The following is a 14,223-nucleotide window of genomic DNA, read 5'->3' on the forward strand; positions in this document are numbered from 1 at the left end:
CAACACCCTTTCACTACTCCAATAGTGAAAGGGTGAAATTGTGATCGACTTCTATCTCGACAGAGGGTCGGGGGTGTCCACGTACCTCCAGCTCGTCCACCAGGTCAAGCAGGCCCTCCGCCTCGGCACGCTGCAGCCGGGCGACCAGCTGCCCACCGCGAAGGAGGTCGTCGAGCGCCTCGCGATCAATCCGAACACCGTGCTCAAGGCCTATCGCGAGCTCGAACGCGAGGGCCTGGTCATCGGCCGTCCCGGCATGGGCACCTTCGTGGAGCGCTCGATCGGCGGCGCGGGCCTGGCCGACCACGCGCGGCTGCGCAGGGGGCTGACGTCCTGGATCGCCCAGGCCCGCGCGGCGGGACTGGACCAGGAGGACATGCACGCGCTGTTCGGCGCCGTGGTCGCCGACTCCTTCCGCGAGGAGATCGCATGATCGAGGCGACCGGGTTGAAGGTCGGGAACCGGCTGCGCGACTGCTCCGCCCGCGTGCCGGACGGCAGGGTGGTCGCGCTGGTCGGGCCGAACGGCGCGGGCAAGACGACCTTCCTGCACGCGGTCGTCGGCCTGCTGACCCCGGAGCGCGGCACGGTCAGGACGGCCGGCGAGGTCGCCTTCGTGGCGCAGGACAAGCCGCTCTACGACGGCTTCAGGGTCCGCGAGATGCTGACGCTGGGCCGCAGGCTCAACACCCGGTGGGACGAGTCGTACGCGCGCGAACGTCTGGCCGGGCTCGGCATCCCGCTCGACCGCAAGGTCGGCAGGCTGTCCGGCGGGCAGCAGGCGCAGGTGGCGCTCACGATCGCGCTGGCCCGGCGGCCCGACCTGCTCGTGCTGGACGAACCGCTCGCCAACCTCGACCCGCTGGCCAGGCACGAGGTCATGCGCTCGCTCATGGGCGCGGTCGCGGAGACGGGGATGAGCGTGGTGATCTCCTCGCACGTGATGTCTGACCTGGTCGACACGTGCGACTGGCTGATCGTGCTCAACGAGGGGCGGGTGCAGGTCAGCGGCGACATCGAGGAACTGCTGTCGGAGCACAGGGTGATGACGGGGCCGCTCGGGCTCTCGCCGAACGCCCGGGTGGTCGGCGGCAGCCGTACCGAGAAGGAGCAGACGGTGCTGGTGCGCGGCGCGCCCGTGGTGGCCGATCCGCGCTGGCGGGTGCGGGCGGTGGGTCTGGAGGACCTGGTGATGGCGTATCTGCGCAGCCCCGAGGCGGCCGCGCTGCCGAGGCTGGAGGGGGTGCGGGCGTGATCTGGCTGACCTGGAGACAGCACAGGGGGCAGCTGCTGGTGACGTTCGGGCTGCTGGCGGCGCTCGGCGTGATGTTCCTGGTGTCGGGGCTCGAGGCGGCGGCGTTCGTCGCCGCCAACGGGAGCCTGGCGCCCGGTGACCTCGCCGCGGCGCTGGGCAAGCGCTACGACGCCGTCTACACCGTCTTCGGCTGGCTGCCGATCGTGGCTCCCGCGCTGATCGGGGCGTTCTGGGGCGCGCCGCTGCTGGGCAAGGAGTTCGAGCGAGGCACGCACCGGCTGGTCTGGACGCAGGCGGTGCCGGCGCGGCGCTGGCTCGCGGTCAAGCTGGCCGTGCTGGGCGGCCTGGTGGCGCTGGGCGGCCTGGCCATGGCGGCGATGGTGTCGGTGTGGCGGCCGAGGTTCCGCACCGACACGTTCGGCAACGTCGGCGTCTTCAACATGCTCGGGGTGGAGCCCGCGGCGTGGTGGCTGTTCGCGTTCCTGCTGGGCACGGCCGCGGGCGCGGTGCTGCGCCGCACCCTGGCCGCGATGGCGGTGGTCGTCGGGGTGCTCGCGGTGATGACGTTCGGGCTGTTCACCCTGAGCGACCACTACGCGACGCCGTCCCGCGTGGTGACGGCCGACCAGAACACGGTGACCGGCCAGGACGTGCGGCTGGTGGAGCACGCGTGGCTCGATCCGGCGGGGCGGGAGGTCGCCGAGCCGCCCGCGGGCGCGTGTCCGCGCGGTGTCGACACCGCGAGGGGTGACAGCGCCCGCTCGGCGTACGAGGAGTGCCTGATCGGCAAGGGCTACCGGCACGTGGTCTACTTCCACGGGCGCGATCGGTTCTGGCGCTTCCAGCTCATCGACGCGGCGATCCTGCTCACCGCCGCGTCCGCGCTGGGGCTGGTCACCGTCCGCGCCGTCCGCAGGGCCTCCTGAAGGGTTCCGCCGGCGTCCAGGGGACGCCCGGGTACGGCTGGCGGTCGGCCAGCCGTACGAGGTGGGTTACCGGGGGCGATGGGCCACCGGTCAGGTCCAGGAGACGCCGCGTTGCACGGTGCCACCCCCTTCCCCTTGGACGCGGGGCGCGAATCGTCATTTATCGCTCATTATGGTGATAAATTGATCTACGCCGCGTTCGTAATGATCTGAAATTGTTTGCGGTATTTCAAGCCTTGATCTCACCAGTGGATCTTGTTACGTTGCAACCGTTTTGCGATCTATGTACGCGGATGGCGAGGATCCATGACGGTGAAGCACCCGGAGGGCACCGACCGGTCCGTGGGCTTCCGTGAGGTCTTCTCCGTCGCGGAATACCGCCGCCTGTGGAGCGCCACCGTCATTTCCGAGCTGGGCGACCAGCTGGCCAGGGTGGCCGTCGTCATCCTCGTCTACCAGCGCACATCCTCCGCCTGGCTCACCGCGCTCTCCTATGCCATCAGCTACCTGCCCGCGATTATGGGCGGCTCGCTGCTGGCCGTTCTCGCCGATCGTTATCCGCGCAGAAACCTGATGGTCTCCGCGGACCTGCTGCGCGCGATTCTCGTCCTTCTCATCGCGATTCCCGCGATGCCACTCCTCGTGCTTTACCTGTTACTTTTCGCTGTTCAGACGCTCGAGTCACCCGCCCGCGCGGCCCGGGCGGCCATCCTGCCCCAGATGCTGACCGGCGAGCGCTACACCGTCGGCGTCGCCGCCTACCACGTGACCAACCAGTTCACCTATGTGGCGGGCTTCCTGGTGGGCGGTCTCGTCGTGGTGGCCACGGGACCGAGGCTCGCCTTCGTGATCGACGCCGTCACCTTCGTCGTCTCGGCGCTCATCGTCTCGCGCCTGGCCGCGTACGCTCCGGCCGAGCCGGATCGGGCGACCAAGGCTCGCCTGCGCGACAGGGTCAGGACCGTCACCGGCCGGCCCCGCCTGCGCTGGCTGGCCATGCTCGCCCTGCTGGCGGCCTTCTCGATGACGCCGCTGGCGCTGGCCGTGCCGTACGGCAGGCAGATCGGCCTGGACGAGGACCTGTCGAGCCTGCTCATGGCCGCCATCCCGGCCGGATACGTGGCGGGGACGTTCGTGCTGACCAGACGGGTCAGGCCGCAGGCGAGGTCGCGCCTGCTCGGGCCGCTGGCGCTGGCGAGCTTCCTGCCGCTCATGGGTGTGGCTCTCGTGCCGCCGCTGCCGGTGATGCTGGTGCTGCTCGTGGTCTGCGGCGCGCTCACCGCCTACCAGGTCGTGGCCAACGCCGAGTTCGTCGGCCTGGTCCCCGACGAGCAGCGGGGTGGCGCGATCGGTGTCGTCGCCGCCACCCTGACGGCCGCGCAGGGCCTGGCGATGGTGGTCGCGGGGGTGGTGGCCGAGTTCGCGGGCGCGGGCGGCGCCATCGCCCTCTTCGGTACGGCAGGCGCCATCGCGGCCCTGCTCCTGCTCAGGGCCCCGGGCTCCCGCGTGGAGGCCACGGCGGGCTGAGGGCGCGCTCAGCCGAAGGCGTCGACGGCCGCCTGGCAGAAGGCCTTGAGGTCGTCCGGCTTGCGGCTGGTGACCAGTTTGTTCGGTCCGGCGGTGCAGACCAGGACCTCCTTGTCCTCCCAGGTGGCTCCCGCGTTGCGCAGGTCGGTCTGAAGGCTGGGCCAGGAGGTGAGCGTGCGCCCGCGCACCACGTCGGCCTCGATGAGCGTCCACGGCGCGTGGCAGATGGCGGCCACCGGCTTGCCCGCGTCGAAGAAGTCGCGCACGAAGCGGACGGCGGCCGGCTCGGTACGCAGGAAGTCGGGGTTCGCGACGCCGCCGGGCAGCACGAGCCCGTCGAAGTCGGCGACGGAGACGTCGGAGACGGTGCCGTCCACCGAGAACCGGTCCCCCTTGTCGAGATGGTTGAAGGTCTGGATCTGTCCAGGTGCGGTGGAGATCAGCCGTGGAGTGCCACCGGCCTGCGTGACGGCCTTCCACGGCTCGGTCAGTTCGATCTGCTCGACGCCCTCGGGGGCGACGAGGAAGGCGATGTTCGTCATGCCCTCCGCCGTGCCCCGAGAGGGGCGATCTATGCGAACAAACCCCCAGGGGGTATATAGTGGCGGCTACGAGCTTCCGAGTTGTGAGGAGAGATCGATGACCGTCACCACGTACCAGGTCGAAGGCATGACCTGTGGCCACTGCGTCAGCTCGGTGACCGCCGAGGTCGGCAAGGTGGCAGGCGTCAGCGAGGTCCAGGTGGACCTGGCGAGCAAGGCCGTCACCGTGACCAGCGCCGCCCCGCTGGACGACGCGTTGGTGCTGGCCGCTGTCACCGAGGCGGGCTACGAGCTCGCCGGCCGTACCGACAGGGTCATGCTGGCGCAGGCGGGCGGGTCGTGCTGCGGCTCGGGCGGCTGCCACTGATCGCCGCGTGGTCCGCTTCGCCGCCGTCGTCAGCGGGGTCAGGGCCGCGGCTTGACCCCTGACCTCCTGCGCAGGGTGAGGTCCAGCGCCAGGATCCCCGCCGCGCCCACCGTGTACCAGAACAGATCCGGCGGGTTGAACGTGCTCCCGAGCACCGGCGCCAGGACCCTGGGGAGGCCGAGGAGCTGGGCGAACTCGATCGCCCAGCTCGCCCCCAGCGCGATCAGCGCCGCCACCACCGGCCGCAGCCCGGGCGCGACGAAAAGCACGATCAAATAGATGAGCACCGTGTAGAACGCGTCCCCCGCGTACTGGAACAGCGGCCTGGTCGCCAGCCCCAGGATGATCGTTACGACGGCGAAAATCGTGATGCGGGAGCGCGGCATGCGATTACGCTAGCGGTTGATATGAGCGCAACACTTGTCGGAAAAGGTCTCGCCGCAGGTCATGGGGGGCGAGTCCTCTTCTCCGAACTCGACCTGGTCGTCGCCCCCGCCGATGTCATCGGCCTCGTCGGCGTCAACGGAGCGGGGAAGTCCACCCTGCTGAGAATGCTCGCGGGGGTCGACCAGCCGGAGAGCGGCTCGATCCGGCTCAACCCGCCCTCGGCCGTCGTCGGCTACCTGCCGCAGGAGCCCGAGCGCCGACAGGGCGAGACGGTCAGGGAGTTCCTCGCCCGCCGCACCGGGGTGACCAGGGCGCAGCGCGATCTGGACGAGGCGACGCAGGCCCTCGTGGAGGCACGTCAGGGCGCCGACGACGCCTACAGCCTCGCGCTGGAGCGCTGGCTGTCGCTCGGCGGCGCCGACCTGGAGGAACGGGCCGAGGAGGTGGCCGCCGACCTCGGCTTGACGATCGACCTCGACCAGGCGATGACGTCGCTGTCCGGAGGCCAGGCCGCTCGCGCGGGCCTGGCCTCACTGCTGCTCAGCCGCTACGACCTGTTCCTGCTGGACGAGCCGACCAACGACCTCGACCTCGACGGCCTCGACCGGCTCGAGGCGTTCGTGAAGGGGCTGCGCGCCGGCACCGTGGTCGTCAGCCACGACCGCGAGTTCCTGGCCAGGACCGCCACCGCAGTCCTCGAGCTCGACCTGGTCCAGCAGCAGGTCCACCTGTACGGCGGCGGCTACCAGGCGTACCTGGAGGAGCGCGAGGTCGCCCGCAGGCACGCCCGCGAGCGCTACGAGGAGTACGCCGACACCCGCGCCGACCTGGAGCTGCGCGCCCGCACCCAGCGCGCGTGGATGGAGAAGGGCGTCAAGAACGCCCGCAGGAAGCAGAAGGACAACGACAAGATCGGGCGTAACGCCCGCGTCGAGACCACGGAGAAGCAGGCCGCCAAGGCCCGCCAGACCGAGAAGCTGATCGAGCGGATGGAGGTGGTCGAGGAGCCGCGCAAGGAGTGGGAGCTGCGCATGGAGATCGCCGCCGCTCCCCGCGCCGGCGCCGTCGTGGCCACGCTGCGCCAGGCCGTGGTCAGGCGCGGCGCCTTCACCCTTGGCCCCGTCGACCTGGAGGTCGGCTGGGCGGAGCGCGTGGCGATCGTCGGCGCGAACGGCTCGGGCAAGACGACGCTGCTGGCCGCGATGCTCGGCAAGCTTCCCCTGGACGAGGGCCACGCCGCGCTCGGCCCGGGCGTCGTGGTCGGCGAGGTGGACCAGGCGCGCAGGCGGTTCGAGGGTGACGAGCCGCTGCTCGGCGTCTTCGGCGAGGCGTCGGATCTGGTGGAGGCCGAGGCGCGCACGCTGCTGGCGAAGTTCGGGCTGCGGGCCGACCACGTGTTGCGCCCGGCGGCCACGCTCTCGCCCGGCGAGCGGACCCGCGCCGGCCTCGCGCTGCTGCAGGCGAAGGGGGTCAACCTGCTCGTGCTCGACGAGCCGACCAACCACCTCGACCTGGCCGCGATCGAGCAGCTGGAGTCGGCGCTGGCGCACTATCCGGGCACGCTGCTGCTCGTCACCCACGACCGCAGGATGCTGGAAGCCGTGCAGGTAGATCGCCGGTTGCGGGTGAAGGAAGGTCACGTTTCCGAAGGAGGGTGAAAAATAACATCGCGGATGGAAACGAGAGTGAAACAATTTTCCGTCACTCGTTGACACGCGATGTTGGGATGGTGTGCCTTTCTCTATTAACAGGTCTCCCCCTGCCTGAGAGTGAGGCAACCAACAATGGGTAAATGGCTCGCGCGCCTGACGGCGCTCGGGGTGGCTCTAGTCCTGGCGGCACCCGTCACCGCCGCCCAGGCCGCAGACCCTGCGACGACGGGCAAGAAGACCGTCAGGATCGGCTCGATCCAGTCGGTCGACTCGATGAACCCGTTCCTGGCAGTACGGCTGATCGCGGGCCAGCTCCAGCGATGGACGTACATGTTCCTCACCGCGCCCGACCCCAAGACCCTGCAGCCCGGCCCCGACCTGGCCGAGTCGTGGGAGTCGTCGGAGGACGGGCTGACCTGGACCTTCAAGATCCGGCAGGCCAAGTGGTCGGACGGCCAGCCGGTCACCGCGCACGACGCGGCGTGGACGTTCAACAAGATCATGACGGATGACGCGGCCAAGACCGGCAACGGCCCCGCCGTGGAGAACTTCGAGTCGGTCACCGCGACCGACGACCGCACGCTGGTCATCAAGACCAAGGCGCCGCAGGCGTCGATGCTGTCGAACCCGATCCCGATCGTGCCCAAGCACGTCTGGGAGAAGGTCGGCGACATGGCCACGTTCGAGAACGAGACGTACCCGGCGGTCACCAACGGCGCGTACATCCCGATCGAGCACAAGAAGGACAACTACGTCAAGCTCAAGGCCAACCCTGACTACTGGCAGGGCAAGCCCAAGATCGACGAGCTGCAGGTCATCTTCTACGAGAACCCCGAGGCCGCCATCGCGGGCCTGAAGAAGGGCGACATCGACCTGATCGGCCGCCTGGCCGCGCCGCAGTTCGAGGCGGGCGCCGGCGACCCGAACATCGTGCAGTGGAACACCCCCGGCCGCCGGGCCGCGTACCTGCAGATCAACCACGGCGTCACCACCTCCGACGACAAGCCGATCGGTGACGGCCATCCGGCGCTGAAGGACCTGAAGGTCCGCCAGGCCATCCATCACGCGATCGACAAGCAGGCCCTCGTCGACCAGGTCCAGAACGGCCTGGCGGTCCCGGCCAACGGCTCGATCGTGCCGCCGATGTACACCGACTTCTTCTGGGAGGCCACCGGCGAGGACAAGATCTCCTTCGACCTCGCCAAGGCCAACCAGATCCTCGACGAGGCCGGGTACAAGAAGGGCGACGACGGCGTCCGCACCATGCCCGACGGCAAGCGGAAGCTCGAGATGCGCTTCAGCATCCACACCGACACCCCCCACGAGGACAAGCTGGCCCAGTTCCTCACCGGGTGGTTCAAGGAGATCGGCATCACGCTGACCACGCGGAAGCTCGACTCCAACAAGTTCGCCGAGGAGACCGGCAGCACCGCCCTGTTCGACATCGCGATCAGCGGCTGGTCGGTCAACCCCGACCCGGAAGAGGTCCTGGCCACGCACCTGTGCAGCCGCAGGCCGACCCCGAGCGGTGAGGGCGGCGGCACCGAGTCCTTCTACTGCGACAAGCAGTACGAGGACCTCTACCAGGCGCAGCTCAAGGAGCTCGACCCGACCAAGCGGGCCGACCTGATCAAGCAGATGCAGCAGCGCCTGTACACCGACGCGCCGGTCATCGCGATCTACTACCCGAACAACCTGGAGCTGTACCGCAAGGACCGGATCACCAGCATCACCCCGATCCCCTCGGGCAAGCAGGGCGAGGGCATCCTGTACGGCGGCGCCAGCGGCTACCCGATGATCACCTTGGACGCCCCCGCCGTCGCCACCGGCGGCTCCGCACAGGGTGGCGGCTCCAACACGGGCATGATCATCGGCATCGTGGCGGCGGCGGTCGTCGTGCTCGGCGCCGGCGGCTTCCTCCTGTCCAGGCGGCGCAAGACCACCTCGGACGAACGCGAATAATGGCCACTCCGCTCGAAACCGAGCCCGCCGCCGTCCAGACGGCGGCGGGTTCCGGCGATGACCGGCCCGCCTACCGGGGCACGCTCCGCTACGCCGTCACCAAGCTCGGCGGGGCGCTGCTCAGCATCGGCATGGTCATCGTCGCGACGTTCTTCCTGTTCCGCCTGATCCCCGGCGACCCGGTGATCGCCTACACGCGTGACGTGCCGCTCAGTCCTGACCAGATCGACCTGCTGCGCAAGCAGATGGGCCTGGACAAGCCGCTCATGCAGCAGTTCGCCGACTTCGTGCTGCGGACCCTGCAGTTCGACCTCGGCACCTCCTACGAGTACAAGCGGCCCGTCGCCGACCTCATCGGCGAGCGCTTCGGCCCCACGCTGCTGCTCGCGGGCGTCGGCCTGGTCATCGCGGTCAGCCTGGGCCTGTGGCAGGGCACCAGGGCGGCCTGGCACCACGGCGGCCGTCTCGACCGCTTCTCCACGGGCGTCTCGCTCGTGCTGTGGTCGGTGCCGACGTTCTGGCTCGGCCTGCTGCTGCTCATGGTGCTGGGCGCAGGCATCGGCCCGATCCCCGGGCTGTTCCCGACCAGGGGGATGGAGAGCGTCGACGCGCCCGACGGTTTCGGCTACGTGCTCGACGTCGCCCACCACATGGTGCTGCCCTGTCTCACGCTCGTGGCGGTGGTCTACGCGCAGTACCTGCTGGTCATGCGCTCGTCGCTGCTCGACGAGATCGGCCAGGACTACGTCACCACCGCGCGGGCCAAGGGCCTGCGCGACGACATGGTACGGCGGCGCCACGCCATCCCCAACGCCCTGCTGCCCACCGTGACGCTCGTCTTCATCCACATCGGCTTCGTGGTCGGCGGCGCGGTCTCGGTCGAGACGGTCTACTCCTGGCCGGGCCTCGGCCTGCTGTTCTACGAGGCGATCAAGGGACCCGACTTCGCGGTCATGCAGGGCACGTTCATGGTCGTCTGTGTCGCGGTGATCATCATGAACACGCTGGCCGACGTGGCCTACCACGTCCTTGACCCGAGGGTGAGGTCGGCATGAGCACCGTGACCTGGGCGCGCAGGCGCTCCGCGCTCGCCAGGTTCTGGCAGCAGTACCGCCGCCAGCGGGCGGGGATGATCGGGGCCGCGGTCCTGGTGATCTTCGTCGTGCTCGCGCTGATCACCCCGGTGATCACCGACCCGACCGGCATGGACGTCACGAAGGCGACGGGCGCCAAGATGGCCCCGCCGAGCATGGAGTTCCTGCTGGGCACCGACGAGTCGGGCCGCTCGATCCTGCTCATGATCCTGTGGGGTTCGCGTGTCTCGCTGCTCATCGGGTTCATGTCCGCGCTGCTCAGCATGGTGATCGGCACCGCGGTCGGCATCGCGGCAGGGCACTTCAGAGGCTGGATGTCGGCGACGCTCATGCGCATCACCGACTGGTTCCTGGTGCTGCCCTCGCTGGTGCTCGCGCTGGTGCTCTCGGCGATCCTCGGCGGCAGCACCTCCACGATCATCCTGGCGATCGGCATCACGTCCTGGGCCTCCACGGCCAGGCTGATCAGGGCCCAGACGCTGGCGGTCGAGGCGAGGCCGTACATCGAGAGGTCTCGTGCGCTGGGCGCCGGGCACTGGCACGTGATGACCCGCCACGTGCTGCCGAACGTCGCGCCGCTCGTCCTCGCCAACACCACCCTGCAGGTGGCCAGCGCGATCGTCGCCGAGTCGACGCTCGCCTTCCTCGGCGCCGACTCGGGTCAGGCGTCGTGGGGTCAGCTGCTGCGCGGATCCTACGACTGGGGCGCGGCCACGGCCGGCGCCTGGTGGTACATCCTCGCCCCCGGTCTCTGCATCGTCGCGGTCGTGCTGGCGTTCACGCTGTGCGGGCGGGCGATGGAGGCCGTGCTCAACCCACGCCTTCGGGGAGTCAGCCGATGAACCTGTTGTCACTCGAAGACGTCTCCGTGACCTACACCATCGCCTCGGGCGAGGTGCCCGCCGTGCGCGGCGTCTCGCTGGAGCTGGCTCCCGGCGAGGCCCTGGGAATCGCGGGGGAGTCGGGCTCGGGCAAGTCGACGCTGGCCATGGCGCTGCTGCGGCTGCTGCCGCGCGACGCCCGCGTCGAGGGCCGCATCCTGCTCGACGGCGAGGACGTGCTGGCCATGAAGTGGGGACGGCTGCGCGCGGTGCGCTGGGCCGAGGCCTCCATCGTGTTCCAGGGCGCGCAGCACGGCCTCAACCCGGTGCGGCGCATCGGCGAGCAGATCGCCGAGCCGTTGCTCGTCCACGGGCTCGCCCAGCCCGCGCAGGCGCGCACGCGCGTGGCCGAGCTGCTGGAGCAGGTCGGGCTGCCGGCCTGGCGGGCGCGGAGCTACCCGCACGAGCTGTCGGGCGGGCAGCGGCAGCGAGTGATGATCGCGATGGCGCTGGCCTGCTCGCCCCGCCTGATCATCGCCGACGAGCCGACGACGGCGCTGGACGTCATGGTCCAGGCCCAGGTCCTGACCCTGATCAAGGATTTGATCGCCTCCCACGGCATCTCCCTGATCACGATTTCTCACGATTTGTCCGTCCTGGCGGATATGTGTGACCGGCTGGCCGTCATGTACGCGGGAAGGGTCGTCGAGAACGGGCCCTCGCACGAGGTGTTCCACGAGGCACGGCACCCCTACAGCCGGGCCCTCGCCGCCGCCTTCCCGACGGTGGGCGACCCCGTCTCCAGGATGGCGCCCAAGGGGCTCGGCGGCGATCCGCCCGACCCGATGGACCTGCCGACGGGGTGCTCGTTCCATCCGCGCTGTCCCGTGGCGCTGGACGTCTGCTCGTCCCTGGACGTGGAGCTGTGGCCGGCCGGCCGTCCTGACGAGGGGCCGCACACCGCCGCCTGCGTCCACGTCCGCCCCGACCTCAAGACCGGATCCGCCGCCCCGGAGTCGTCTTCCCAGGAAAGCGGTGCCGATGATCTCGGGGGACCTGCTCGCGGGGCCCGGGGTGAGGTGGTCGCGGCCGCCTCGCTGGAGACCGCGACACGTGACGAGCGCGCCAAGGAGACCTCATGACCACCCCCCTCCTGCAAGCGCAGGACCTGCACGTGGAGTTCACCTCCAGGGGCAGGCGCGCCCGAGCCGTCGACGGGGTCAACCTGGCCCTCGGCGCGGGCGAGATCGTGGCCCTGGTCGGCGAGTCCGGCTGCGGCAAGACCACGCTCGCGCGCACGTTGCTCGGCCTGGAGCGCCCCACCAGCGGCACCGTCCTGTACGGCGGGCAGCCCCTGACCTACACCAGCAAGGCGCTCAAGGCCTACCGCAGGGAGGCCCAGCTCGTCCTGCAGGATCCGACGGGTTCGCTGAACCCCAGGCACACCGTCTACGAGGCGGTCGCCGAGGGGCCGCGCATCCACGGCCTGGCCAACGAGGAGCAGGTCGTCGCCGAGGCGCTGACCAGGGCGGGGCTCAGGCCCGCCGAGCGGTTCTTCCTGCGCTACCCGCACGAGCTGTCGGGCGGGCAGCGCCAGCGCGTGGTCATCGCGGGGGCGCTCGCGCTCAACCCGCGCCTGCTCGTCGCCGACGAGCCGGTGGCCTCGCTGGACGCGAGCGTTCGCGGCGAGATCCTGGCCCTGCTGCTGAAGCTCCGTGCGGAGCTCGGCCTGTCGGCCCTGGTCGTCACCCACGACCTCGGCCTGGCCTGGAACATCGCCGACCGGGTGGCGGTGATGTACCTCGGCAGGATCGTGGAGTCGGGCCCGGTCGAGGAGGTGCTGAAGGAGCCGCGGCACCCCTACACGCAGGCGCTGCTGTCGGTGCTCCCCGAGTCGCCCGAACGGGTGGTGCTGAGCGGCGAGCCGCCGGACCCGACGCGCATCCCCGGTGGCTGCCGCTTCCACGCGCGGTGCCAGGTGCTGGCCTCGGGCGCGGCCGCCGTGGCGGGGGTGGACGCCCGGTGCCGGTCGGAGCTGCTCCAGGTGCTGCCCGCGGTACCCGAGGCGCAGGCGGCCTGCTACTACGCCGACACGATGACGGCGGACGAGGCCCCCGTGGGCTGAGGCCCGCGCGGAAGGTGGGCGTGATCGAGTAAATCCAACGGATGACGTCCACCTGGTCCTCCCGCAGGAGGCGCGAAGGCGAAATTCCGGCGATCATCACCATCATGTCGAGAAGCAGCATCATGACCGGCGTGGGGCTGGCGGTGTTCGTCCTGGCCTACGCGTCGCTGGTCCTCACCGGCAACACGGTGATCCGGCAGTCGGCCGACCCCGGGGCCACGGGTGTCACCCTCTGGGCCACGCTGCTCCCGCCGCTCGCCGCGATCGTTCTGGCTCGCCTGGTGCCGCCGCGCGTGCCGCCGCCACAGCCACTGGCCGGCCTGCCGGGGGCCAGGCTGGCCAGGGAGACCTGGCTGCTCCTGGCGGCGGCCGTTATCTTCCCCCTCGCCGTCCTGGTCGTGGGCCGCGGCCTGCTCTATCCGGTGGCCAAGGTCGCCATCCTGCTGGTGGTGCCGCTGGTGGGGTTCTGGCTGATCAGGAAGGACGGCCCGGCCGCCAGGTCCATCCCGGCGCCGGTGACCTGGCTGGCGCCGCTGCCCGCCGTCCTGGCCTGGTTCCTGCTGGCCGAGGTCAGCCCGCTCTCGCCGCCGCTCACCCAGCAACTGCCCGATCCCGTCACGCTCGCGGTGGGCTCCCTGATCACGCTGCTGACCGCGAGCGTGCTGGAGGAGATCTTCTACCGGGGGTGGCTGCAGACCCGCCTGGAGGCCCGCTACGGCACCTGGCCCGGCATCCTCGCCTCCTCGCTGCTGTTCGCCCTGATGCACGTCAGCCACATCCGTCCCGACGCCATCGGCGTCGGCCTGGCCTCGGTCGTGGCGGCGCAGGGCCTGTTCGGCCTGATGCAGGGCTACCTGTGGGCCCGCTACCGCAACATCTGGGTGATCATCCTGATCCACGTCGTCGTCAACCTGGTCTACGTGGACCTGCTGATCTAGCGGTCGCGCATGATGGAGCCATGCTGCTCGAACATCAGGGCCAGAGCCCGACCGTCGACCCCACCGCCTACATCGCCCCCACGGCCACGCTCTGCGGCGACGTGCGGGTGGGGCCGGGCTGCCGCGTGCTGTTCGGCGCGGTCCTCACCGCGGAGGGCGGGCCCGTGGAGCTGGGCGAGGGCTGCGTCGTCATGGAGAACGCGGTGCTGCGCGGCACCCGGCAGGACCCGCTGACGCTGGGCAGGCACGTCCTGGTGGGTCCCGGCGCCTACCTCACGGGGTGCGCGGTCGGCGACGACGCCTTCCTCGCGACGGGGAGCAGGGTGTTCAACGGCGCCCGGATCGGCCCGCGGGCGGAGGTGCGGATCAACGCCGTCGTCCACCTGCGCACCACCGTGGCCGACGACACGACGGTGCCGATCGGCTGGGTGGCCGTGGGCGACCCCGCCGAGCTGTTCCCGCCCGACCAGCACGACCGGATCTGGGAGGTGCAGCGGGAGCTCGACTTCCCCGGGTACGTCTTCGGGCTGCCGCGCGCCCCCGACGGCGAGTCGATCATGCCCGAGGTCTCCCGCCGGTACGGCAGGGCCCTCGACCGCCACCGCACCGACCGGATCCTCTGACCCCG

General features: G+C 70.3%; 15 protein-coding genes. 13 read left to right on the forward strand and 2 right to left on the reverse strand.

What is annotated here, in order from left to right:
* The first annotated feature begins 40 nt into the window (after window positions 1-40).
* The 4 genes from H4W81_RS38985 to H4W81_RS39000 all read left to right on the forward strand — a co-directional run bounded on the left by H4W81_RS38985 (window position 41) and on the right by H4W81_RS39000 (window position 3,707).
* Window positions 41-433 carry a GntR family transcriptional regulator gene (locus tag H4W81_RS38985; RefSeq protein ID WP_192779380.1) on the forward strand — a complete coding sequence of 131 codons (393 nt, stop codon included), beginning with the start codon at window positions 41-43 and terminating at the stop codon, window positions 431-433.
* Window positions 430-1,254 carry an ABC transporter ATP-binding protein gene (locus tag H4W81_RS38990; protein ID WP_192779381.1) on the forward strand — a complete coding sequence of 275 codons (825 nt, stop codon included), beginning with the start codon at window positions 430-432 and terminating at the stop codon, window positions 1,252-1,254. The genes H4W81_RS38985 and H4W81_RS38990 overlap by 4 nt, the downstream gene beginning before the upstream one ends.
* Complete coding sequence (locus tag H4W81_RS38995) at window positions 1,251-2,180, forward strand: ABC transporter permease (RefSeq protein ID WP_192779382.1); 930 nt, start codon at window positions 1,251-1,253, stop codon at window positions 2,178-2,180. Before H4W81_RS38990 ends, H4W81_RS38995 begins: the two co-directional genes overlap by 4 nt.
* Before the next feature lie 306 nt (window positions 2,181-2,486).
* Window positions 2,487-3,707, forward strand: coding sequence for an MFS transporter (locus H4W81_RS39000; protein ID WP_192779383.1), 1,221 nt, complete (start codon window positions 2,487-2,489; stop codon window positions 3,705-3,707).
* Window positions 3,708-3,715: 8 nt separating this feature from the next.
* Here the strand turns inward: H4W81_RS39000 and H4W81_RS39005 are convergent, their stop codons facing one another.
* Complete coding sequence (locus tag H4W81_RS39005) at window positions 3,716-4,249, reverse strand: type 1 glutamine amidotransferase domain-containing protein (protein WP_192779384.1); 534 nt, start codon at window positions 4,247-4,249, stop codon at window positions 3,716-3,718.
* Between the two features lie 97 nt (window positions 4,250-4,346).
* Between H4W81_RS39005 and H4W81_RS39010 the strand changes: the two genes are divergently transcribed.
* Window positions 4,347-4,616, forward strand: a complete 270-nt coding sequence (locus H4W81_RS39010) for a heavy-metal-associated domain-containing protein (protein WP_192779385.1) — start codon at window positions 4,347-4,349, stop codon at window positions 4,614-4,616.
* A gap of 38 nt (window positions 4,617-4,654) precedes the next feature.
* On the opposite strand, the gene H4W81_RS39015 is transcribed toward H4W81_RS39010, so the two are convergent.
* Window positions 4,655-5,002: a ribosomal maturation YjgA family protein gene (locus H4W81_RS39015; RefSeq protein ID WP_192779386.1), complete on the reverse strand. Its 348-nt coding sequence runs from the start codon at window positions 5,000-5,002 to the stop codon at window positions 4,655-4,657.
* Window positions 5,003-5,023: 21 nt separating this feature from the next.
* On the opposite strand from H4W81_RS39015, the gene H4W81_RS39020 reads away from it, so the two are divergent.
* From H4W81_RS39020 to H4W81_RS39055, 8 genes are all read left to right on the forward strand, one after another.
* Entirely contained in the window at window positions 5,024-6,661 is a 1,638-nt protein-coding gene (locus tag H4W81_RS39020) for an ABC-F family ATP-binding cassette domain-containing protein (RefSeq protein WP_192779387.1), read from the forward strand.
* Window positions 6,662-6,787: 126 nt separating this feature from the next.
* Complete coding sequence (locus H4W81_RS39025) at window positions 6,788-8,617, forward strand: ABC transporter substrate-binding protein (protein ID WP_192779388.1); 1,830 nt, start codon at window positions 6,788-6,790, stop codon at window positions 8,615-8,617.
* Window positions 8,617-9,672 (forward strand): ABC transporter permease, encoded by a 1,056-nt coding sequence (locus H4W81_RS39030; RefSeq protein WP_192779389.1) that lies wholly within the window; start codon window positions 8,617-8,619, stop codon window positions 9,670-9,672. Before H4W81_RS39025 ends, H4W81_RS39030 begins: the two co-directional genes overlap by 1 nt.
* The gene (locus tag H4W81_RS39035; protein ID WP_192779390.1) at window positions 9,669-10,553 is read left to right on the forward strand and encodes an ABC transporter permease; all 885 of its coding nucleotides are present in this window, start codon (window positions 9,669-9,671) and stop codon (window positions 10,551-10,553) included. The genes H4W81_RS39030 and H4W81_RS39035 overlap by 4 nt, the downstream gene beginning before the upstream one ends.
* Window positions 10,550-11,674 carry an ABC transporter ATP-binding protein gene (locus tag H4W81_RS39040; protein ID WP_192779391.1) on the forward strand — a complete coding sequence of 375 codons (1,125 nt, stop codon included), beginning with the start codon at window positions 10,550-10,552 and terminating at the stop codon, window positions 11,672-11,674. The genes H4W81_RS39035 and H4W81_RS39040 overlap by 4 nt, the downstream gene beginning before the upstream one ends.
* The gene (locus H4W81_RS39045; RefSeq protein WP_192779392.1) at window positions 11,671-12,657 is read left to right on the forward strand and encodes an ABC transporter ATP-binding protein; all 987 of its coding nucleotides are present in this window, start codon (window positions 11,671-11,673) and stop codon (window positions 12,655-12,657) included. Before H4W81_RS39040 ends, H4W81_RS39045 begins: the two co-directional genes overlap by 4 nt.
* Window positions 12,658-12,761: 104 nt before the next feature.
* On the forward strand, window positions 12,762-13,595 hold the full coding sequence (locus tag H4W81_RS39050; RefSeq protein WP_192779393.1) for a CPBP family intramembrane glutamic endopeptidase: 834 nt from the start codon (window positions 12,762-12,764) through the stop codon (window positions 13,593-13,595).
* Window positions 13,596-13,615: 20 nt separating this feature from the next.
* Window positions 13,616-14,218 carry a gamma carbonic anhydrase family protein gene (locus tag H4W81_RS39055; protein ID WP_192779394.1) on the forward strand — a complete coding sequence of 201 codons (603 nt, stop codon included), beginning with the start codon at window positions 13,616-13,618 and terminating at the stop codon, window positions 14,216-14,218.
* The last annotated feature ends 5 nt before the right edge of the window (window positions 14,219-14,223 follow it).

The organism is Nonomuraea africana (genome assembly GCF_014873535.1).
Classification (GTDB): domain Bacteria; phylum Actinomycetota; class Actinomycetes; order Streptosporangiales; family Streptosporangiaceae; genus Nonomuraea; species Nonomuraea africana.